Raw genomic sequence first — 20,917 nt, 5'->3', positions numbered from 1 at the left:
CATGTTCACCGGCATCGTCGAGGAGCTGGGCGAGGTCGTCCGGGTCGCCGACACGGGGGGCGACTCCGCGCTGGTCGCCATCCGCGGCCCCCTGGTCACCGCGGACGCCCGGCACGGCGACTCCATCGCCGTCAACGGGGTCTGCCTCACCGTGGTCGACGTCGACGGCAACGTCTTCACGGCCGACGTGATGGGCGAGACCCTGCGCCGCTCCGCCCTCGGCGCCCTGCGCCGGGGCGACCCGGTCAACCTGGAGCGCGCCGCCGCGCTGAACAGCCGGCTCGGCGGGCACATCGTGCAGGGCCATGTGGACGGCGTCGGCGAGGTGCTGTCCCGGGAGCCGGCCGCGCAGTGGGAGACGGTCCGCTTCCGCCTCCCCACCGACCTCGCCCGGTACGTGGTGGAGAAGGGCTCGATCACCGTCGACGGCGTCTCGCTGACCGTGGCGCAGGTCGGGGCGGACTGGTTCACCGTCGGGCTGATCCCCACCACGCTCAAGCTCACCACCCTCGGCTCCCGGGGGGTCGGCGACCCGGTCAACCTGGAGGTGGACGTGCTGGCCAAGTACGTCGAGCGGCTGCTCGGCGACCGGCTGGCCGGCGGGGGCGAGCGGTGATCGGCCCGCTCGGCTGGCTGCTCGACGCCCAGGTGGACGTCGCCGGCTCGCCGGTGCTGGTCCGGGAGATCGTCGGCAACGTCTTCGGGCTGGCCTCCGCCCTGCTCGGCCTGCGCCGGCTGGTCTGGGCCTGGCCGGTCGGCATGATCGGCAACGCGCTGCTGTTCACCGTATTCCTCGGCGGGGTGTTCGCCACCCCGCAGGAGCACGACCTGTACGGCCAGGCCGGCCGGCAGGTCTTCTTCTTCGCCGTCAGCCTCTACGGCTGGTGGCGCTGGCGGCGCAACCGCCGCCTCGGGGTCGCCGGCGACCGGGCGGTCGCGCCGCGCTGGGCCACCGGCCGGGAGCGCCTCGGCCTGCTGGCGGCCGCCGTGGCCGGCACCGCCGCCGCGTACCCGGTGCTGGCCGCGCTCGGCTCCTGGGGGCCGCTGCCGGACGCCTGGATCCTCACCGGCAGCCTGCTGGCCACGTACGGCATGGCCCGCGGCTGGGTGGAGTTCTGGCTGGTCTGGATCGCGGTGGACGCCGTCGGCGTGCCGCTGCTGCTGCGCGGGGGCTTCTACCCGTCGGCCGCCATGTACCTCGTCTACGGCGGGTTCTGCGTGTGGGGCCTCGTCGCCTGGTGGCGGACGTCCCGCACCGCCCGCCCGGCCGACGCCCCGATCCCGCCCACCTACTCGGAGGCAGTGGCATGAGCGAGCGCAGCGAGCGAATCATCAGGCTCAGGCTGTTGCGTCATGACGGCGCGGAACGAAGTGGAGTGCCGGCATGACCACCTTTGCGAGCATCGAGCAGGCGGTGGCCGACATCGCCGCCGGCCGTCCCGTGGTCGTGGTCGACGACGCCGACCGGGAGAACGAGGGGGATCTGATCTTCGCGGCTGAGCTCGCCACCCCGGAGCTGGTCGCGTTCATGGTCCGCTACACCTCCGGCTACATCTGCGTGCCGCTCACCGAGAGCGAGTGCGACCGGCTGGACCTGCCGCCGATGCACCACACCAACCAGGACCGCCGGGGCACCGCGTACACGGTGACGGTGGACGCCCGGGAGGGGGTCAGCACCGGCATCTCGGCGGCCGACCGGGCGCACACCATCCGGCTGCTCGCCGCCCCGTCGACCGTACCGACCGACCTGGCGCGGCCCGGGCACGTCGTGCCGCTGCGCGCCCGCGAGGGCGGGGTGCTGCGGCGGCCCGGGCACACCGAGGCGGCGGTCGACCTGACCCGGCTGGCCGGCCTGCGCCCGGCCGGCGTGCTCTGCGAGCTGGTCAACGACGACGGCACCATGATGCGCCTGCCAGACCTGGAGAAGTTCTGCGCCGAGCACGGGCTGACCCTGGTCACCATCGCCGACCTGATCGCCCACCGGCGGCGCACGGAGAAGCAGGTGGAGCAGGTGGCGTCGGCCCGCATGCCCACCCCGTACGGGGAGTTCCGGGCGCTGGGCTACCGCGCCGAGCACGATCCCGCCGAGCACATCGCCCTGGTCATGGGCGACCTTGGCGACGGGCGGGACGTGCTGGTGCGGGTGCACTCCGAGTGCCTCACCGGGGACGTGTTCGGCTCGCTGCGCTGCGACTGCGGGCCACAGTTGCAGGCCGCCCTGGCCCGGGTCGCCCAGGAGGGGCGCGGGGTGGTGCTCTACGTGCGCGGACACGAGGGGCGGGGGATCGGCCTGCTGCACAAGCTCCAGGCGTACCAACTCCAGGACCGGGGCCGGGACACGGTGGACGCCAACCTCGACCTGGGGCTGCCGGCCGACGCCCGGGACTACGGCCCCGGCGCGCAGATCCTCTACGACCTCGGCGTCCGGTCGATGCGGCTGCTGACCAACAACCCGGCCAAGCGTGCCGGGCTGGAGGGGTACGGGCTGACGGTCACCGGCCGCGAGGGGCTGCCGGTGCGCCCGCACCCGGAGAACGTGCGCTACCTGCGCACCAAGCGGGACCGGATGGGTCACCTGCTGGACGAGTTGGACGAGGTGACCGAGGCGCCGTCGGGGCGCCCGGCCACCGGCGACGAGATCGGAGCGTAGCCATGGCGGGATTCGGCGAGCCCGGGGTCGAGGCGGTCGACGCCGTCGGGATGACCGTCGGGGTGGTCGCGGCGCGCTGGCACGGCGAGCTGACCGACCACATGGTCGACCGGGCGGTCGCCGCCGCCCAGGCGTGCGGCGCGCGGGCGGTGGTGGCCCGGGTGGCCGGGTCGGTGGAACTGCCCGTGGTGGCGCAGGCGATGGCCCGCCGGTTCGACGTGGTGGTCGCCCTCGGCGTGGTCGTCCGCGGGGCGACCGCCCACTTCGACTACGTCTGCCGCTCGGTCACCGACGGGCTGACCCGGGTGGCGCTGGACGAGGGCAAGCCGGTCGCCCACGGCGTGCTCACCGTGGACACCATCGAGCAGGCCAAGGACCGGGCCGGGCTGCCCGGCTCCGCCGAGGACAAGGGCTGGGCGGCGACGGTGGCGGCGCTGGACGCCGCGCTGGCGATCCGCGGCCTGTCCGCCACGCCCGGGCAGCGGGTCGGCTTCGCCGGCTGACCCCCACCCACCGGCCCCGGCGCGCGCCCGCTGGCCGGGCCGCGCGCCCGGGCCGGTGGGCGGGCGCGATGTCGCCGACATGGCGCTGTCCGGGCCGGCGCGATGCCGCCATGCCGCCGACATGGCGGCCCGGTCGGCCTGGCGGCCCGGCGGGCGGGCCCCGGCGGCCTGGCGGGCCGGCGGGCGGGCCCGGCGGCCGGGCCGGCCGTCAGAGTCGGCCGGCCTCGATGATCCGGCGCAGGAACTGCCGGGTCCGGGGCTGCGTCGGCTCGCCGAGCACCTGCTCCGGCGGCCCGGACTCGACCACCCGCCCGCCGTCGAGGAAGCACACCTGGTCGGCGACCTCCCGGGCGAAGCCCATCTCGTGGGTGGCCAGCACCATCGTCATCCCGTCGGCCTTCAGGTCGCGGATCATCGCCAGCACCTCGCCCACCAGCTCCGGGTCGAGCGCGGAGGTGACCTCGTCGAGCAGGATCAGCCGGGGGAAGTTGGCCAGCGCCCGGACGATCGCCACCCGCTGCTGCTGCCCGCCGGAGAGCCGGTCCGGGTACGCGTCCGCCTTCCCGCCCAGCCCCACCCGGTCGAGCAGCTCCCGGGCCTGCGCCTCGGCCTCCGCCCGGGCCCGCCGGTGCACCCGGCGCGGGGCGAGCGTGATGTTCTCCAGCACGCTCAGGTGCGGGAAGAGGTTGTACGACTGGAAGACCATTCCGATCCGCCGGCGTACCCGGTCCGGGTCGACGCGCGGGTCGGAGATGTCCTCCCCGTCCAGCTCGATGGTGCCGTCGTCCAGCTCCTCCAGCAGGTTGACGCAGCGCAGCAACGTCGACTTGCCCGACCCGGACGCGCCGATCAGCGCCACCACCTGGTGCTCGGCGACGGTCAGGTCCAGGCCGTCGAGCACCACGTGGCCGCCGAACTCCTTGCGCAGCCCGCGGCACCGCAGCAGCGTCATCGCGTACCTCCCTGACGCCGGGCCGAACGCAGCGTCACCCAGTCGGTGACGGCGATCAGCGGGATCGCGAGCAGCACGAACAGCGCCCCGGCCAGGATGTAGGGCGTGTAGTTGAACGTCTCGGCGGTGGCGATCTGCGCGGCGCGTACGGCGTCGATCGGGCCGGCCAGGGAGACCAGCCCGACGTCCTTCTGCAGCGCGACCACGTCGTTGAGCAGGGGCGGGGCCACCCGCCGGACGGCCTGCGGCAGCACCACGTGCCGCATGGTCTGCCGGTACGTCAGCCCGAGCGAGCGGGCCGCCGCGAGCTGACTGGGGTGCACCGACTCGATGCCGGCCCGGAACACCTCGGCCAGGTAGCCGCCGTAGGTGAGCACCAGGGCGAGCCCGCCGAGCACCAGCACCGACGGCATGCCCTGCAGCCGCAGCCCCGGTACCCCGAGCGTCAGCACGTAGAGCACGATGATCAACGGCAGGCCGCGGAAGGTGTACGTGTACCCGGCCGCGAGGGCCCGGACCGGGAAGAACACCGGCCCGCGCAGCGTACGCAGGATCGCGATCAGCAGCCCGAGCAGCAGCGCCCCGGCCGCGCAGGCGACCAGCAGCCGGAGGTTGAGCCAGAGCCCGGACAGCACCGCCGGCAGCGCGTCCCGGGCGATCGCCGGGTCCAGGAACGACTCGCGGACCCGGTCCCAGCCGGGCGCGCCGGTCACCGCCACGACCAGCAGCGTGCCGAGCGCCGCCGTGGACGCGGCGGCGACCAGCACGCTGGAGACCGTCTGCCGGCGGCGGTACGCGGCCCGCCGTTGCTGTGCCTCGGAGAGGATGTGCGGGGCGAGGGTCACGTGAGTTCGGTCGCCCCCGCCGCCTGGGCGAGCCACTTCTGCTCCAGTTGCTTGAGCGTGCCCGCGGCGGTGAGCTTGCCGACGGCGTCGCTCACGCACGCGGTCAGCGGCGAGCCCTTGTCCAGCAGCAGCCCGAACTCCTCCGGCGTGCCGACCTGCGGCACCTGGCCGACGATCGTCGCGTCGGTCAGCTCCGCGCCGGTGATGTAGAAGGCGGTCGGCAGGTCGACCACGAGACCATCGAGCTGCCCGTTCTGGAGGGCCTTCTTGGCGTCGTCGTTGCTGTTGTAGACCTGCGGCTGCACCGTCGGCTTGATCACCTCGGTGATCGCCTGGTAGCTGGTGGTGCCCACCTGCGCGCCGAGCTTCGCGCCGCGCAGGTCCGCCAGCGACGTCTTCCCGGCGATCTTGGACGACTTCAGCGCGATGACCGTCTGCCGCACCTGGTAGTACGGCGCGGAGAAGTCGACCGCCCGCTTACGCTCCTCGGTGACGGAGAACTGGTTGATGTCGAAGTCGAAGTCCTTCGGGCCGGGGGCGATGGCGGCGTCGAACTTCACCCGGGTCCAGGTGACGTCGCCGCGGGCGTACCCGAGCTGCTCGGCCACCGCGTACGCCACGGCGGCCTCGAAGCCCTCCCCGTTGTCCGGCTTGTTGTCCTTGAACCACGGCTCGTACGCCGGCTCGTCGGTGGCGATGGTGAGCTTGCCGGGGGTTCGCGTACGCAGGCTGTCCTTCGTGCAGGACGCCGCGGCGGTGGTGGCGGTCGTGGTGGGGGAGTTGTCGTCCTGGGGCGCGCAGGCGGCGACCGCGACGAGGGCGGCGCCGGCCGCGCCGAGCGCGAGGGTACGGGAGGTGCTGACCATGGCGGACAGCGTAGGACCACGGCGGTCGCGGCAGGGGGCCGTCCCACCATGCTGATAGGAATTGCGGCACACCCCCCGACGCGCCGTCCCGATGGTCGGACCCACCGGACCCGCTGCCCGGCTTGACGGCGACGAGCTGGAAGAATCGCCTTCCGTGAAGACGTTCGAGGAGTTGTTCGCCGAGCTGCGGGACAAGGCCGCGGCCGGCACCCCGGGCTCCGGCACGGTCGCCGCGCTGGAGAAGGGCGTGCACTTCATCGGCAAGAAGGTCGTCGAGGAGGCGGCCGAGTCGTGGATGGCGGCCGAGCACGAGGGCCCGGAGCGGGCGGCCGAGGAGATCTCCCAGCTGCTCTACCAGACGCAGGTGCTGATGCTGGCCACCGGCCTGGAGCTCAGGGACGTCTACCGACATCTGTGAGTGCCCCACCCGCTGATCAGACCCGATCGAAGGAGCACTCACCATGCTGCGTGTCGCCATCCCCAACAAGGGCACCCTGGCCGGACCGGCCACCGAGATGCTGCGCGAGGCCGGGTACCGGCAGCGCCGCGACCCCAAGGACCTCGTCTGCGCCGACGAGGCCAACGACGTCGAATTCTTCTATCTGCGTCCCCGGGACATCGCCACCTACGTCGGCTCCGGGGACCTGGACCTCGGCATCACCGGCCGGGACCTGCTGGTCGACTCCGGCGCCCCGGCCGAGGAGGTGGTCGACCTCGCCTTCGGCGGGGCCACCTTCCGCTTCGCCGCCCGCCCGGGCACCCTCACCTCCCCCAAGGAACTGGGCGGCCACCGGATCGCCACCGCGTACCCGGGGGTGGTCCGCCGCTACCTGGACGAGCACGGGCTGACCGCCGACGTGATCCGGCTCGATGGCGCGGTGGAGAACGCCGTCCGCCTCGGTGTCGCCGACGTGGTGGCCGACGTGGTCTCCACCGGGGCCACCCTCCGCCAGGCCGGCCTGGAGATCATCGGCGATCCGCTGCTGGTCTCCTCGGCGGTGCTGGTCCGCCGGGCCGAGGCCCCCGGGCACCCCCAGGCCGCGCAGTTGCTGCGCCGGCTGCACGGGGTGCTGGTCGCCCGGCGCTACGTCATGCTCGCCTACGACGTCCCCGCCGGGCTGCTCGACCGGGCCAGCTCGCTGACCCCCGGCATCGAGTCGCCCACCGTGTCCCCGCTGCACCGCGAGGGCTGGGTGGCGGTGCAGGCGATGGTGCAGCGCGACGACGTGCACCGGATCATGGACGAGCTCTACGAGCTGGGCGCCCGGGCCATCCTGGTCACCAACATCCACGCGTGCCGGCTGTGAGGCCCCTGCCCCCGGCGGCCGCGCTGACGCTGGTCGTCCTCGGCGGCGGGGCGAGCGCCGTGCAGGGCGCGGTCAACGCGGAGCTGGGGGAGCGGGTCGGCGAGCCGGTCCTCGGGGCGCTGGTCAACAACCTCGGCGGCTGCCTGCTGGTGCTCGGCCTGCTGGCGCTGCCGTCCACCCGGGCCGGGTTCGCCGCGCTGCGGCGGGCCCGGCTGCCCTGGTGGGCGCACCTCGGCGGGCTGGGCGGGGCGGGGATCGTGACGGCGGCTGTGTACGTCGTCCCGGTGCTCGGGGTGGCGGTCTTCACCATCGCCCAGGTGGCCGGCGGCAGCCTCGGCGGGCTTGGGGTGGACCGGGCCGGCCTCGCCCCGGTCGGCCGGCTGCGGCTGACCCTGCCCCGGGTGCTCGGCGCGCTGCTCGGCGTCGCGGCCGTGGCCCTGGCCCAGCTCGGCCGGCCGGTCGGCGGGCTCGCCGTCGGGGCGCTCCTGCTCGCCGTCGCCGGCGGGCTGGCCGTCGCGCTGCAGTCCGCGCTCAACGGCCGGGTCGCCCAGGCCGGCGGCAGCACCGCCGGAATCGCCGTGAACTTCGCCGTCGGCACCCCGGTGATCGTGGCGGTGGCCGCGCTCGCCGGATCGTTCACCGGGCCCGCGCCGAGCTGGCCGGGCGACTGGTACCTCTACGCGGGCGGCGCGCTCGGGGTCGCGATCGTCCTCTCCCTGATGGTCGGGGTACGCGCGGTGGGGGTGCTGCGCACCGGGCTGGCCCTGGTCGCCGGCCAGCTCGGCGGCGCGCTGCTGCTGGACGTCGCGCTGCCGGGCGGGGCCGGGCTGCGGCTGCCCGTGCTGGCCGGCGCCGCCCTCACCCTGGTCGCCGTGCTGGTCGCGGGCCGCGGCACCCGCCGGCCGGCCGCGCCGGCCGCGCCGGCCGCGCCGGCCGCGCCGGCCGCGCCGGCCCGGGGCCGCCCGGTCGACGCCTGAGCGCCGGCTGATCGACCCGATGTCGCCGACACGGGGTGGTCCGGCGCGGGTGGTTGCCGCGATGTCGGCGACCTGGGGTGGTCCGGCGCGGGTGGTTGCCGCGATGTCGGCGACCTGGGGTGGTCCGGCGCGGGTGGTTGCCGCGATGTCGGCGACACGGGGTGGTCCGGCGCGGGTGGTTGCCGCGATGTCGGCGACCTGGGGTGGTCCGGCGCGGGTGGTTGCCGCGATGTCGGCCACCTGGGGCGGTCCGGCGAGGGTGGATGCCATGTCGCCGACCCGGGGTGGTCCGGCGCGGGTGGACGCCATGTCGGCGACCTGGGGTGGTCCGGCGAGGGTGGATGCCATGTCGGCGACACGGGGTGGTCCGGCGCGGGCGGATGCCGCGATGTCGGCGACACGGGGTGGTCCGGCGCGGGCGGATGCCGCGATGTCGGCGACACGGGGTGGTCCCGCGCGGATGGATGCCGCGATGTCGGCGACACGGGGTGGTCCGGCGCGGGTGGTTGCCGCGATGTCGGCCACCTGGGGCGGTCCGGCGAGGGTGGATGCCATGTCGGCGACACGGGGTGGTCCGGCGCGGGTGGTTGCCGCGATGTCGGCGACACGGGGTGGTCCGGCGCGGGTGGTTGCCGCGATGTCGGCGACCTGGGGTGGTCACGCGCGGGTCGATGCCATGTCGCCGACCCGGGGTGGTCCGGCGCGGGCGGATGCCGCGATGTCGGCGACACGGGGTGGTCCCGCGCGGATGGATGCCGCGATGTCGGCGACCTGGGGTGGTCACGCGCGGGTCGACGCCATGTCGCCGACATGGGGTGGTCCGGCGAGGGTGGACGCCATGTCGGCGACACGGGATGGTCCCGCACGGGTGGATGCCGCCCTGTCGGCGACACGGCGGCATCCACCCGCGCCGGACGGACTCGTGTGCCGGCCGGCAGGTCGCCCGGGACGGATGGCAGACTGGTGGGGTGAGCGACACCGAACTGGTCACCCTGCGGCCGCGCCGGATCCGGCTGGTCTGCTGGGCGTCGGCCGCCGCCCTGGTCGTCGTGTTCGGCCTGGTGGCCACCTCGCTGACCGGTCCCACCGGTGACGGCTACGGCACGTTCCAGCGCGGCGACCAGCTCGCCATGGTCGGTCTGGGTGTCTTCGGCGCGCTGGGCTTCCTGCTGTTCACCCGGCCCCGCGTCCAGGCGGACGCCCGGGGGGTGCGGGTGCGCAACGTGATCGGCTCGTACGAGCTGCCCTGGGAGGTCGTCCGGGGGGTGCGCTTCGACCGGGGCGCGCCCTGGGCCAGCCTGGAGCTGCACGACGACGACCTGCTGCCGATGGTCGCCCTCCAGGCCGCCGACAAGGAGCTGGCGGTCGAGGGCGTACGCGCGCTGCGCCGGCTGCACCAGGCGCACCTTGCGGCGCTTGTCGAGGGCACCGCGGGTCGTTGACCTGCCGCCTACCCCGGGTCGCGGCGCTTGTCGAGGGCACCGCGGGTCGTTGACCTGCCGCCCACCCGGGTTGGGGCCCGGGTCGCCGAGGGTGTAGTGTTGCTGAGTCGACCAGACTGCCCCCGTCGTGTACGTGTGGGTGGTCCTGAAGCGGAGCACCCGCTCCCACCCGAGTCGCCCCAGTCGGCGGCCGGGTCCGGTCTCCGGTTCCGGGCACGCCCCGGCTCCGGATGCGCGATCATGTGATCGTGCCGACCGGTCGAGCGGGCCCTGGCATGCGCCGGGGCCTTCTGCTTTCCAGGTCGGCTCCCATCACGGGAGCCGAAGGGTCGGCACCGTGACAGAGCACGGGAGCCGCGGAGTCGGCCACCGTGACAGAACTCGACTCGAGGAGGCCCCATCAGCGTCGAACCACGCGTGAACGAGCAGATCCGGGCACGTGAGGTCCGACTGGTCGGCCCTGAGGGTGAGCAGGTGGGCATCGTCCCGCTGGAGCGCGCCCTTCAGCTGGCCGCGGACGTCGACCTGGACCTGGTCGAGGTTGCGCCGATGGCGCGCCCGCCGGTGTGCAAGCTCATGGACTTCGGCAAGTTCAAGTACGAGAGCGCACTGAAGGCGCGCGAAGCGCGGCGTAACCAGCAGCAGACCGTCATCAAGGAGATGAAGCTCCGGCCGAAGATCGACCCGCATGACTACGAGACCAAGAAGGGTCACGTGGTGCGGTTCCTCAAGGCCGGCGACAAGGTCAAGGTGACGATCATGTTCCGCGGTCGGGAGCAGAGCCGCCCGGAGCTGGGCTACCGGCTCCTGCGCCGGCTCGAGTCCGAGATCTCGGAGCTGGGGTACGTCGAGGCCGCTCCGAAGCAGGACGGTCGAAACATGATCATGGTGCTCGCGCCGCACCGCGCCACGAAGGCGGCCGCCACGGCGGCCCGCGGTGGCGCGCCGCGCGAGCGGGAGACTGGCGCCGCCGAGGCGTCGCCGGCCGAGGCGGCCGGACCCGCCGGGACCACCGGCGAGTGACAGGGGAGAAGACGTACCAATGCCGAAGATGAAGAGCCACACGGGGATGGGCAAGCGGGTTCGCCTGACCGGCAAGGGCAAGGTCGTTGCCGAGCAGGCCGGCAAGCGGCACCTGCTGGAGAAGAAGTCCTCCACCCGGACCCGCCGGCTGACCGGCACGGTCGAGGTGGCCAAGGCCGACGTCAAGCGAATCAAGAAGCTGCTCGGCCGCTGACGCGCGCCACCTGAACCGAAGAAGGAGTTGAGATGGCACGCGTCAAGCGGGCTGTGAACGCCCAGAAGAAGCGCCGTACCCTGCTGGAGACCGCGAGCGGCTACCGCGGTCAGCGCTCCCGGCTCTACCGCAAGGCCAAGGAGCAGGTGCTGCACTCGATGCAGTACGCCTACCGGGACCGCCGCGACCGCAAGGGCGACTTCCGGCAGCTGTGGATCACCCGGATCAACGCGGCCGCCCGCGCCAACGGGATGACCTACAACCGGCTGATCCAGGGCCTCAAGCTGGCCGGCGTCGAGGTCGACCGCAAGATCCTGGCCGACCTGGCTGTCAACGACGCCACGGCGTTCGCCGGGATCGTCGAGGTGGCCCGCGCCGCCGTGGCGGCCGAGGGCACCGGTGGCGCCGCGGCCCAGGCCGCCTGATCCGCCGTACCTGAGTCGAGGCGTCCCCCCGTGTCCGCAGCGATGCGCGGGGGGCGCCTCGGCCGTCTCCCGGGACCGGACACCATGCTCTTCACCCCGCGTACCCCCAGGGTGGCCGCCGCCCGCCGGCTGCACCGCCGCCGCGACCGCGACTCCACCGGCCGGTTCCTCGCCGAGGGGCCGCAGGCCGTGCGCGAGGCCCTGGCCCGCCCGGACACCGTCGTCGAGCTGTTCGGCACCCCCGCCGCCCTCGACCGGTACGCCGAACTGGCCGCCCGCGCCGCCCGCGCGGACGTGCCGGTCTCCCCGGTCACCGACGACGCCCTCGCCGCACTCGCCGAGACGGTCGCCCCGCAGGGCCTCGTCGCCGTGTGCCGGCACCTGGACGTGCCGCTGGAGCGGGCCCTCGCCCGTGACCCCCGGCTGGTGGCGGTGCTCGCCGAGATCCGTGATCCGGGCAACGCCGGCACCGTCCTGCGCACCGCCGACGCCGCCGGGGCCCAGGCGGTGGTCTTCGCGGGCGACGCCGTCGACCCGTACAACGGCAAGTGCGTGCGGGCCTCCGCCGGCAGCCTCTTCCACCTCGACGTGGTCCGGGCCGCCGACCCGGTCGCGGTCGTCGCCGCCCTGCGGGCCGCGGGGCTCACCGTGCTGGCCACCACCGGGTACGGCGACAGCGACCTCGACGACCTCGCCGACGCCGGGGCCCTCGCCACCCCGACGGCGTGGCTGTTCGGCTCGGAGGCGCACGGTCTGCCGGCGGAGTTGACCGACGCCGCCGACGCCCGGGTCCGGGTGCCGCTGCACGGGCGCGCCGAGAGCCTCAACCTGGCTGCGGCGGCGGCCGTCTGCCTGTACGCTTCAGCGAGAGCACTGCGCTGACGCCCCCAGCGGTTCCGGGCGTGCGCGGTCATCACAGCAGGGGAGTGTCGTCCACATGGTGAACGCGCCACGGCGTTCGTTTAGCCAGCCCGCCGGTGTCGGCGGGCGGCAGGCCTGACCCTTCCTCCTGCGCGATCTCCCACCGGCGGGCTGCGGCACAGCCGCGCGTCCGTAGACTCGCTTCGCCGCCCGTGACGGGCTGGCGCCGCCGTGAGGGAGTACCCGTACGCCATGACCTACCGCAACGATCCGTACGACCCGAAGCAGGTTGCCCTGCTCGACCCGGACGCCCTGGCCGAGGCCGTCGCCGCCGCCGAGAAGGCGTTCGCCGCCGCCGCGGACCCGGACGCGCTGGCCGCGCTGCGCCCCGCGCACCTCGGCGACCGGTCGCCGGTCTCGCTGGCCCGCCGGGAGATCGGCGCGCTGCCGCCGGCCGCGAAGGCCGACGCCGGCAAGCGGGTCAACGAGGCCCGCCGGGCGATCGAGGCCGGCTACGCCGCCCGTGCCGAGGTGCTCGAGCGCGAGCAGGCCGCCCGGGTGCTGGTCGAGGAGCGGGTGGACGTCACCCTGCCGTACGACCGCCGGCCGCGCGGCGCCCGGCACCCGCTGAGCGTGCTGATGGAGCAGATCAGCGACCTGTTCGTCGGGATGGGCTACGAGGTGGCCGAGGGGCCCGAGGCCGAGCTGGAGTGGACCAACTTCGACGCCCTCAACATCCCCGCCGACCACCCGGCCCGCGGCCTGATGGACACCTTCCACATCGCCGCGCCCTCCGGCGCCGAGAGCTCCGGCCTGGTGCTGCGCACCCACACCTCCCCGGTGCAGGCGCGCACCATGCTGACCCGCAAGCCGCCGATCTACGTGGTCGTGCCCGGCCGGGTCTACCGCACCGACGAGCTGGACGCCACCCACGCGCCGGTCTTCCACCAGGTCGAGGGCCTGGTGGTGGACAAGGGCATCACCATGGCCCACCTGCGCGGCACCCTGGACCACTTCGCCCGCGCCATGTTCGGCGAGAAGGCGAAGACCCGTTGGCGGCCGCACTACTTCCCGTTCACCGAGCCCTCCGCCGAGTTCGACGTGTGGTTCCCGGAGCACCGCGACGGGCCGCAGTGGGTCGAGTGGGGCGGCTGCGGCATGGTCAACCCCCGGGTGCTGCGCGCCTGCGGGATCGACCCGGAGGTCTACTCCGGTTTCGCGTTCGGCATGGGCATCGACCGGACGGTGATGGTCCGGCACGGGGTGAGCGACATGCGGGACATGGCCGAGGGGGATCTGCGGTTCACCTGCGCGTTCGGGACCGGGTCCTAGGCGCCCGCCACAAGCTACGGAGACGGTGGTCAATAGTCATGCGAGTTTCTGTCAGTTGGCTGCGGGAGTACGTCGACCTTCCCGCCGACCTTCCCGCCGAGGACCTGGAGCAGGCGCTGGTCGACCTCGGCATCGAGGTCGAGTCCGTGGTGGACCTGCGGACGACGGTCAGCGGCGCCCTGGTCGTCGGCGAGGTCCTGGAGATCGAGGAGCTGACCGGTTTCAAGAAGCCGATCCGGTTCTGCCGGGTCGACGTGGGCGCCGCCAACGGCACCGGCGAGCCGCAGGAGATCGTCTGCGGGGCGCGCAACTTCGCCCCCGGCGACCGGGTCGTGGTGATCCTCCCCGGCGGGGTGCTGCCGGGCGGCTTCGCCATCGGCGCGCGCAAGACGTACGGGCGCAACTCCAACGGCATGATCTGTTCCGCGAAGGAGCTGGGGCTGGGCGACGACCACTCGGGCATCATCGTGTTGCCCGAGGACACGAAGGCGCTGCCGGGCGACGACGCCCGGCCGGTGGTCGGCCTCGACGACGTGGTCGTCGAGCTGGAGATCACCCCCGACCGGGGGTACGCGCTCAGCGTCCGGGGCATCGCCCGCGAGCTGGCCCACGCCCTCGGCGTGCCGTTCCGCGACCCGGGCCTGGTGCCCGTCCCCGGCGGGACGGCGGAGCCGGCGTACCCGGTCGAGGTGCGTGACACGGTCGGCTGCGACCGGTTCACCGCCCGGATGGTGCGCGGGATCGACCCGACCGCCGCCACTCCCGGCTGGATGCAGCAGCGGCTCACCGCGGCCGGCATCCGCAGCATCTCGCTGCCGGTCGACATCACCAACTACGTGATGCTCGAACTGGGCCAGCCGATGCACGCCTTCGACGCCGACCGGATCAGCGGGCCGCTGGTGGTGCGCCGGGCCGAGCCGGGGGAGAAGGTGACCACCCTGGACGGGACGGTGCGCACCCTCACCACCGAGGACATGATCATCTGCGACGACACCGGCCCCATCTCCCTCGCGGCCGTGATGGGCGGCGAGACCAGCGAGGTCGTCGCCTCGACCACCAACGTGCTGTTCGAGGCGGCCCACTGGGACCCGGTGATGGTCGGGCGCACCGCCCGCCGGCACAGGCTGTTCAGCGAGGCGGCGAAGCGCTGGGAGCGCGGCGTCGACCCGGCCATGTCGTTGGTCGCCATCGAGCGGGCCGTGCGGCTGCTCACGGAGCACGCCGGCGGCACGGTCGGCGACGAGGTCCTCGACATCGACCACGTCCGGCCGCGTACCCCGGTCACCATCCCGGCGGACCTGCCGACGCGGCGGGTGGGCGTGCCGTACTCGCCGGAGCGGGTGGTGTCCCTGCTGGAGCAGGTCGGCTGCACGGTCACCCGCGGCGTCGACCGGATGGGCGAGGACCCGGGCTCGGCCGGGGTCCCGGCCGGCGGCGGCGCCGAGGTGCTCACCGTCGTGCCGCCGAGCTGGCGCCCGGACCTCACCGACCCGGCCGACCTGGTCGAGGAGGTGGTCCGCCTCGACGGGTACGACCGGGTGCCGTCGGTGCTGCCGACCGCGCCGCCCGGCCGGGGGCTGACCTGGCAGCAGCGGCGCCGCCGGGCCGTGGCCCGGTCGCTCGCCGAGCGCGGGTACGTCGAGGTGCTGGCCCACCCGTTCGTGTCCCGCGAGCTGCCCGACCTGCTCGGCCTGCCGGCCGGCGACGCGCGCCGCGCCGCGGTGCGGGTGGCCAACCCGCTGTCGGAGGAGGAGCCGCTGCTGCGCACCACGCTGCTCGGCCCGCTGCTCGGCATCCTCAAGCGCAACCTCGGCCGGGGCCTGCGCGACGTGTCCCTGTACGAGATCGGCACGGTGTTCCACCCGCGGCCCGGTGCCGGCGTGCCGCCGGCCATGGGCGTGGACCGGCGGCCGACGGACGCCGAGCTCGCCGCCGCCGACGCGGTCGTGCCGCACCAGCCGCGGCACGTCGCCGCGGTGCTGGCCGGGGACGTGGAGCCCGCCGGCTGGTGGGGCGCCGGCCGGCCGGCGGGCTGGGCGGACGCGATCGAGGCCGGCCGGACGGTGCTCGCCGCCGCCGGTATCCCGGCCGACCAGGTCGAGGTACGGGCCGCCGAGTACGCCCCCTGGCACCCCGGCCGCTGCGCCGAGCTGCTGGTCGACGGGGCCGTGGTCGGTCACGCCGGCGAGCTGCACCCCGCCGTGGTGGCGTCGCTGGAGCTGCCCCGGCGCACCTGCGCCATGGAGCTGGACCTGGACGCGTTGCCGGCCGCGCCGGTCGTCCCGGCGCCGACGGTCTCCACGTTCCCGCCGGCGCTGATCGACGTGGCCCTGGTGGTGGACGAGTCGGTGCCGGCGGCGGAGGTCCAGCGGGCCCTGGTCGCCGGCGCCGGGGAGCTGCTGGAGGCCGTGCGCCTGTTCGACGTGTACGCCTCGGAGCAGCTCGGCGCCGGGCGCAAGTCGCTGGCGTACAAGCTCACCTTCCGCGCCCCCGACCGGACGCTGACGGTCGAGGAGGCGGTGGCCGCCCGTGACGCGGCGGTCGCCCGCGCGGCGGAGCGCTTCGGCGCCACCCTGCGCGGCGCCTGAGGTGTGAGCAGGGGCCCCTTGTCAGCGCGTTCCGCATGGCAAGGGGCCTCTGTCAACCGTGTCCTCCGGGTCCGCGGCACCCGGCGCAGGTGTCGCGGGAGGCTCCCGCTCGTCGAATCCCCTGGCTCCACCTCGCGTGGTGAGCGCGGGTGGGATACTGGGTCAAACGGGCAAAAGTAGGGCAAACTCACGTGGATGTGCGGGGTAAGCCGGCCGAGTTGCCGGGGAGCCGCGAGCCCCCCAGCCGGGCGGGCTTCGTCGAGCTGCTCTTCGACGTGGTGCTCGTCTTCGCCCTCACCCGCCTCTCCGACCGGCTGGTCGAGCAGCTGACTTGGCATGGCTTCTATTCGGCGTTGGTGCTGACCCTGGCCCTCTGGTGGCTCTGGTATCGCATGGCCTGGACGGCCAACCGGTACGACCCCACCCGCCCGATGATCCAGGTCATGGTCATCGTGACCATGCTCGGCGCCCTGCTGGCGGCCGCCGCGGTGCCGCGCGCCCTGGAGACGGGCGGGGGCGTCTTCGCGGGGGTGGTCGTCGCCATCGGGGTGCTCCGGCATCTCTGGCTCGTGCTGTTCGGCGGGAACTCGTACCCGCGCCGGGTCAGCATCCGGATCGTCTTCTGGGCGTGCCTGTCGGCCGTCCCGTGGATCGCCGGGATCTTCGCCCGGGACGGGGCGCGACTGGCCTGGTGGACCCTGGCGGTCCTCATCGACTACGCCGGCGGGCTGCTCGACTTCCCGACGCCCTGGCTGGGCCGGGCCGGGCTGCGGGGTCAGCCGATCGCGGAGGAGCACCTGACGGAGCGTTACCGGCAGGTGCTCATCATCGCCTTCGGGGAGAGCATCCTGACCTCGGGCATCCAGTTCAGCCCGTACGGCTTCGAGCGCGAGCGGACGTTCGCCCTGGTGGTGGCGTTCGTGATCACCGTGCTGTTCTGGCAGATCTACTACTACCGGGCGGGCGAGATCCTCCCCACCGCCATCGCGTCGTCCCGGGTGCCGGCCTACGTCGGCGACGTCGCGTCGTACGCGCACCTGATCATGGTCATCGGCGTCGCGGTCAGCGCGGTGGGGGACAAGCTGACCATCTCACAGCCCTCCGGCGAGACGGCGACGTCCTGGGGCTTCGTCATCCTCGGTGGGCCGGCGCTGTTCCTGCTCGGCCGGTCGATGCTCGACTACGCGGCGTTCAGCCGGGTCTCCTGGTCGAGGCCGATCGGCCTGCTGGCGCTCACGGCCCTGGCCCCGGTGACCCTCGTGCTGCCGCCCGTGCTGGTGGCCGCGGGCGCCGCCCTGGTGCTGGCCGGCGTGGCCACCTCGAACGCCATCAGTTGGCGGCTGTACCCGAGAAAGATCGCCCCGCCGCCCGGCGTGCCGCGCGAGGGCTGAGGAACCCGGCGTTCCGGTCGCCAAAGGGCGGTCAGGCGGGCCCGCGGTCGAAATTCATGCAGCACACTGTATGAAGTTGCAGCGCCGTTGCTGGTCCTGCTAACCTCTTCCGTATAGTCATGCGGAGGTGGGTATGGGTATCCGAGTTGCGGTCGCCGGGGCGAGCGGCTACGCCGGGGGCGAGCTGCTGCGCCTGATCGCCGGTCACCCCGAGTTCGAGTTGGTCGCCGCCACCGCGCACAGCCAGGCCGGCCAGCCCGTCGCCGCCGTACACCCGCAGCTCGCGGGGCTGGACCTGACGCTCGGCGCGACCGATCCGGCGGCCCTGGCCGACGCGGACCTGGTCTTCCTGGCCCTGCCGCACGGCGAGTCCGCCGCCCTGGCCGCGGCCCTGCCGGAGACGGTCCGGGTGGTCGACCTCGGCGCCGACCACCGGCTGCGCGACGGGGCCGCCTGGGCGCGATACTACGGCGGCGCCCACGCGGGCGCCTGGACGTACGGGCTGCCCGAGCTGCCCGGCCAGCGCGCGGCGATCGCCGCCGCGACCCGGGTGGCGAACACCGGCTGCTACGCCGTCGCCGTCACGCTCGCCCTCGCGCCGCTGGTCGCGGCCGGCGCGGTCGCGCCCGCCGACGTGGTCGCGGTCGCCGCCTCCGGCACCTCCGGCGCGGGCCGGGCCGCCAAGGCCCACCTGCTCGGCAGCGAGGTGATGGGGGACCTGTCGCCGTACAAGGTCGGCGCCCACCAGCACGTGCCGGAGATCAAGCAGGCCACCGGGGCGGCCAGCCTGTCGCTCACCCCCGTGCTGGCGCCGATGCCGCGCGGCATCCTCGCCACGGTCATCGCCGTGCCGACCGGCGCCGCCGACCCCCGCGCGGTGCTCACCGAGGCGTACGCGGACGCGCCGTTCGTGCACGTGCTGCCCGAGGGGGCGTGGCCCCACACGGCCGCCACCCTCGGGTCGAACTCCTGCCACCTGCAGGCGACCGTCGACGTGGACTCCGGGCGGGTGATCGTGGTCAGCGCCGTCGACAACCTCGGCAAGGGCGCCGCCGGCCAGGCCGTGCAGAACGCCAACCTCATGCTCGGCCTCCCCGAGACCACCGGCCTGTCCATCTACGGAGTGGCACCGTGAGTGCGAGGAGTGCAGCGGAGCGGAGCCCCGCAGTCGCGAACGAAAGGTCGGCACCGGTGAGCGCGAGGAGTGCAGCGGAGCGGAGCCCCGCAGTCGCGAACGAAAGGTCGGCACCGGTGAGCGCGAGGAGTGCAGCGGAGCGGAGCCCCGCAGTCGCGAACGAAAGGTCGGCACAGTGACCGTCACCACCCCCCGGGGCTTCCGGGCGGCCGGCGTCGCCGCCGGGCTCAAGGCCAGCGGCGCCGGCGACGTCGCCCTCGTCGTCAACGACGGCCCGGACGCCGGGGTCGCCGGCGTCTTCACCGCCAACCGTGTCAAGGCCGCGCCGGTGCTGTGGAGCCAACAGGTGGTCCGCGGCGGCGTGGTCCGGGCCGTGATCCTCAACTCCGGCGGCGCGAACGCCTGCACCGGCCCGGCCGGTTTCCAGGACACCCACGCCACCGCCGAGCACACCGCCACGGTGCTGACCTCGCTGAGCCCCCGGCTGATGCTCGGCGCGGGCGAGGTGGCGGTCTGCTCCACCGGGCTGATCGGCGAGCGGCTGCCGATGCCGAAACTGCTCTCCGGCGTACGGGCGGCCGCGCGCGGCCTGTCCCGCGACGGCGGCGCCGCGGCGGCCGAGGCGATCATGACCACCGACACCCGACCGAAGACCACCGTGGTGGCCGGCGGCGGCTGGACGGTCGGTGGCATGGCCAAGGGCGCGGGAATGCTCGCCCCCGGCCTGGCGACGATGCTCTGCGTGCTGACCACCGACGCGGTGGCCGGGCCGGACGCGCTCGACGCCGCGCTGCGCGCCGCCTGCCGGCTCACCTTCGACCGGGTCGACTCCGACGGCTGCATGTCCACCAACGACACGGTGCTGCTGCTGTCCAGCGGGGCGTCCGGCATCGAGCCCACCGAGGCGGAGCTGACCCACGCGGTCACCGCCGCGTGCCACGACCTGGCCCAGCAGTTGGTCGCGGACGCCGAGGGGGCCACCAAGCAGATCGCCGTCGAGGTGGTCGGCGCCGCCGACGAGGACGACGCGGTCGAGGTGGGTCGGTCGGTGGCCCGCAACAACCTGGTCAAGACCGCGCTGTTCGGCAACGACCCGAACTGGGGCCGCATCCTCGCCGCCGTGGGCACCACCGCCGCGGCGTTCGAGCCGGACGGCGTGGACGTGGCGGTCAACGGGGTCTGGGTGTGCCGCTCGGGCGCCGCCGCCGAGGACCGCTCCAAGGTCGACCTCGCCGGCCGGGACGTCACCATCCGGATCGACCTGCACGCCGGCGACGCGGCGGCGACGATCTGGACCAACGACCTGTCGCACGCGTACGTGCACGAGAACTCGGCGTACTCCTCATGAGTCTCTCCGCAAACCTCACCCGGGCGCAGGCCAAGGCCGAGGCGCTGATCGAGGCGCTGCCCTGGCTGGCCCGGTTCTCCGGCGCCACCGTCGTGGTCAAGTACGGCGGCAACGCCATGGTCGACCCCGAACTCCAGCGGGCCTTCGCCGCCGACATGGTCTTCCTGCGCTACGCCGGCCTCCGGCCGGTCGTGGTGCACGGCGGCGGGCCGCAGATCTCGGCGATGCTCGGCCGGCTCGGCATCGACAGCGAGTTCCGGGGCGGCCTGCGGGTCACCACCCCGGAGGCGATGGACGTCGTCCGGATGGTGCTGGTCGGTCAGGTCGGCCGGGAACTGGTCGGCCTGATCAACGCGCACGGCCCGTTCGCCGTGGGCCTCTCCGGCGAGGACGGCGGCCTGTTCACCGCCGTGCGCCGCCCCGCGTACGTCGACGGGCAGCCGGTCGACGTCGGGCTGGTCGGCGACGTCGAGTCGGTGGACGTCTCCGCCGTGGCGGACCTGATCGCCGCCGGCCGCATCCCGGTGATCTCCACCGTCGCGCCGGACGCCGACGGGGTGCTGCACAACCTCAACGCCGACACCGCCGCCGCCGCGCTCGCGATCGCGCTGGACGCCCGCAAGCTCGTGGTCCTCACCGACGTGCCGGGCCTGTACGCGAACTGGCCCGACACCGACAGCCTGGTCAGCGAGATCACCGCCGACGAGCTGGCGAGGCTGCTGCCGTCCCTGGAGTCGGGGATGGTCCCCAAGATGGAGGCCTGCCTGCGGGCGGTGCGCGGGGGAGTGCCCGCCGCGCACGTCGTCGACGGCCGGGTCGCCCACTCCACACTGCTCGAGGTCTTCACCTCGGAAGGATTCGGAACGATGGTGAGCGCGAGGAGTGCGGGAGCGCAGCGACCAAGCCCCGCAGTCGCGAACGAAGAAGGCTCGGTGAGCGCGAGGAGTGCGGGAGCGCAGCGACCAAGCCCCGCAGTCGCGAACGAAGAAGGCTCGGTGAGCGCGAGGAGTGCGGGAGCGCAGCGACCAAGCCCCGCAGTCGCGAACGAAGAAGGCTCG

The 20,917-nt window shown here is 74.2% G+C and carries 21 protein-coding genes; 18 read left to right on the top strand and 3 right to left on the bottom strand.

The annotated features are described in order from the left end of the window. The first annotated feature begins 1 nt into the window (after position 1). The 4 genes from ABGB16_RS22825 to ribH all read left to right on the top strand — a co-directional run bounded on the left by ABGB16_RS22825 (position 2) and on the right by ribH (position 3,153). Positions 2–616: a riboflavin synthase gene (locus tag ABGB16_RS22825; RefSeq protein WP_347670130.1), complete on the top strand. Its 615-nt coding sequence runs from the start codon at positions 2–4 to the stop codon at positions 614–616. Continuing rightward, the gene (pnuC, locus tag ABGB16_RS22820; RefSeq protein WP_347670154.1) at positions 616–1,311 is read left to right on the top strand and encodes a nicotinamide riboside transporter PnuC; all 696 of its coding nucleotides are present in this window, start codon (positions 616–618) and stop codon (positions 1,309–1,311) included. Before ABGB16_RS22825 ends, pnuC begins: the two co-directional genes overlap by 1 nt. 73 nt (positions 1,312–1,384) lie before the next feature. After that, positions 1,385–2,650 carry a bifunctional 3,4-dihydroxy-2-butanone-4-phosphate synthase/GTP cyclohydrolase II gene (locus ABGB16_RS22815; protein ID WP_347670129.1) on the top strand — a complete coding sequence of 422 codons (1,266 nt, stop codon included), beginning with the start codon at positions 1,385–1,387 and terminating at the stop codon, positions 2,648–2,650. Between the two features lie 2 nt (positions 2,651–2,652). Further along, positions 2,653–3,153, top strand: coding sequence for a 6,7-dimethyl-8-ribityllumazine synthase (gene ribH / locus ABGB16_RS22810; protein WP_347670128.1), 501 nt, complete (start codon positions 2,653–2,655; stop codon positions 3,151–3,153). A 208-nt stretch (positions 3,154–3,361) separates the two neighbouring features. On the opposite strand, the gene ABGB16_RS22805 is transcribed toward ribH, so the two are convergent. Genes ABGB16_RS22805 through ABGB16_RS22795 form a run of 3 tightly spaced genes read right to left on the bottom strand, consistent with a single transcriptional unit; the run spans position 3,362 to position 5,816 of the window. Continuing rightward, positions 3,362–4,105, bottom strand: coding sequence for an amino acid ABC transporter ATP-binding protein (locus ABGB16_RS22805; RefSeq protein ID WP_347670127.1), 744 nt, complete (start codon positions 4,103–4,105; stop codon positions 3,362–3,364). Further along, complete coding sequence (locus ABGB16_RS22800; protein ID WP_347670126.1) at positions 4,102–4,950, bottom strand: ABC transporter permease subunit; 849 nt, start codon at positions 4,948–4,950, stop codon at positions 4,102–4,104. Before ABGB16_RS22800 ends, ABGB16_RS22805 begins: the two co-directional genes overlap by 4 nt. Further along, positions 4,947–5,816 (bottom strand): transporter substrate-binding domain-containing protein, encoded by an 870-nt coding sequence (locus tag ABGB16_RS22795; RefSeq protein ID WP_347670125.1) that lies wholly within the window; start codon positions 5,814–5,816, stop codon positions 4,947–4,949. The genes ABGB16_RS22800 and ABGB16_RS22795 overlap by 4 nt, the downstream gene beginning before the upstream one ends. 91 nt (positions 5,817–5,907) lie before the next feature. Between ABGB16_RS22795 and ABGB16_RS22790 the strand changes: the two genes are divergently transcribed. The 14 genes from ABGB16_RS22790 to argB form a co-directional block, all read left to right on the top strand. Next, positions 5,908–6,234: a phosphoribosyl-ATP diphosphatase gene (locus tag ABGB16_RS22790; RefSeq protein ID WP_347670124.1), complete on the top strand. Its 327-nt coding sequence runs from the start codon at positions 5,908–5,910 to the stop codon at positions 6,232–6,234. Positions 6,235–6,277: 43 nt separating this feature from the next. Further along, complete coding sequence (gene hisG, locus ABGB16_RS22785) at positions 6,278–7,123, top strand: ATP phosphoribosyltransferase (RefSeq protein WP_347670123.1); 846 nt, start codon at positions 6,278–6,280, stop codon at positions 7,121–7,123. Further along, entirely contained in the window at positions 7,111–8,100 is a 990-nt protein-coding gene (locus ABGB16_RS22780) for a DMT family transporter (RefSeq protein WP_347670122.1), read from the top strand. The genes hisG and ABGB16_RS22780 overlap by 13 nt, the downstream gene beginning before the upstream one ends. A 968-nt stretch (positions 8,101–9,068) precedes the next feature. Continuing rightward, complete coding sequence (locus tag ABGB16_RS22775) at positions 9,069–9,542, top strand: PH domain-containing protein (protein ID WP_347670121.1); 474 nt, start codon at positions 9,069–9,071, stop codon at positions 9,540–9,542. A 417-nt stretch (positions 9,543–9,959) separates the two neighbouring features. After that, a complete protein-coding gene (infC, locus tag ABGB16_RS22770) occupies positions 9,960–10,565 on the top strand; it encodes a translation initiation factor IF-3 (protein WP_347670120.1) in 606 nt (201 codons plus the stop codon). 19 nt (positions 10,566–10,584) lie between these two features. Continuing rightward, positions 10,585–10,779 carry a 50S ribosomal protein L35 gene (gene rpmI / locus ABGB16_RS22765; protein WP_347670119.1) on the top strand — a complete coding sequence of 65 codons (195 nt, stop codon included), beginning with the start codon at positions 10,585–10,587 and terminating at the stop codon, positions 10,777–10,779. A gap of 32 nt (positions 10,780–10,811) precedes the next feature. After that, the gene (rplT, locus tag ABGB16_RS22760) at positions 10,812–11,204 is read left to right on the top strand and encodes a 50S ribosomal protein L20 (RefSeq protein ID WP_347670118.1); all 393 of its coding nucleotides are present in this window, start codon (positions 10,812–10,814) and stop codon (positions 11,202–11,204) included. 84 nt (positions 11,205–11,288) lie between these two features. Next, positions 11,289–12,086 (top strand): RNA methyltransferase, encoded by a 798-nt coding sequence (locus tag ABGB16_RS22755; protein WP_347670117.1) that lies wholly within the window; start codon positions 11,289–11,291, stop codon positions 12,084–12,086. Between the two features lie 231 nt (positions 12,087–12,317). Next, positions 12,318–13,397 carry a phenylalanine--tRNA ligase subunit alpha gene (gene pheS, locus ABGB16_RS22750; RefSeq protein ID WP_347670153.1) on the top strand — a complete coding sequence of 360 codons (1,080 nt, stop codon included), beginning with the start codon at positions 12,318–12,320 and terminating at the stop codon, positions 13,395–13,397. 38 nt (positions 13,398–13,435) lie between these two features. Beyond that, complete coding sequence (pheT, locus tag ABGB16_RS22745; protein ID WP_347670116.1) at positions 13,436–15,985, top strand: phenylalanine--tRNA ligase subunit beta; 2,550 nt, start codon at positions 13,436–13,438, stop codon at positions 15,983–15,985. Positions 15,986–16,176: 191 nt separating this feature from the next. Continuing rightward, positions 16,177–17,376 (top strand): low temperature requirement protein A, encoded by a 1,200-nt coding sequence (locus tag ABGB16_RS22740; protein WP_347670115.1) that lies wholly within the window; start codon positions 16,177–16,179, stop codon positions 17,374–17,376. Between the two features lie 133 nt (positions 17,377–17,509). Continuing rightward, complete coding sequence (gene argC, locus ABGB16_RS22735; protein WP_347670114.1) at positions 17,510–18,511, top strand: N-acetyl-gamma-glutamyl-phosphate reductase; 1,002 nt, start codon at positions 17,510–17,512, stop codon at positions 18,509–18,511. Between the two features lie 175 nt (positions 18,512–18,686). Next, positions 18,687–19,859: a bifunctional glutamate N-acetyltransferase/amino-acid acetyltransferase ArgJ gene (gene argJ, locus ABGB16_RS22730; protein WP_347670113.1), complete on the top strand. Its 1,173-nt coding sequence runs from the start codon at positions 18,687–18,689 to the stop codon at positions 19,857–19,859. After that, positions 19,856–20,917: acetylglutamate kinase (argB, locus tag ABGB16_RS22725; protein WP_347670112.1), on the top strand; the 1,062-nt coding region annotated here is incomplete at its 3' end. The genes argJ and argB, both read left to right, overlap by 4 nt.

The organism is Micromonospora sp. B11E3, assembly GCF_039871625.1.
In the GTDB taxonomy this organism is placed as follows: Bacteria; Actinomycetota; Actinomycetes; order Mycobacteriales; family Micromonosporaceae; genus Micromonospora.
This window is presented reverse-complemented; position numbering and strand designations above follow the sequence as displayed.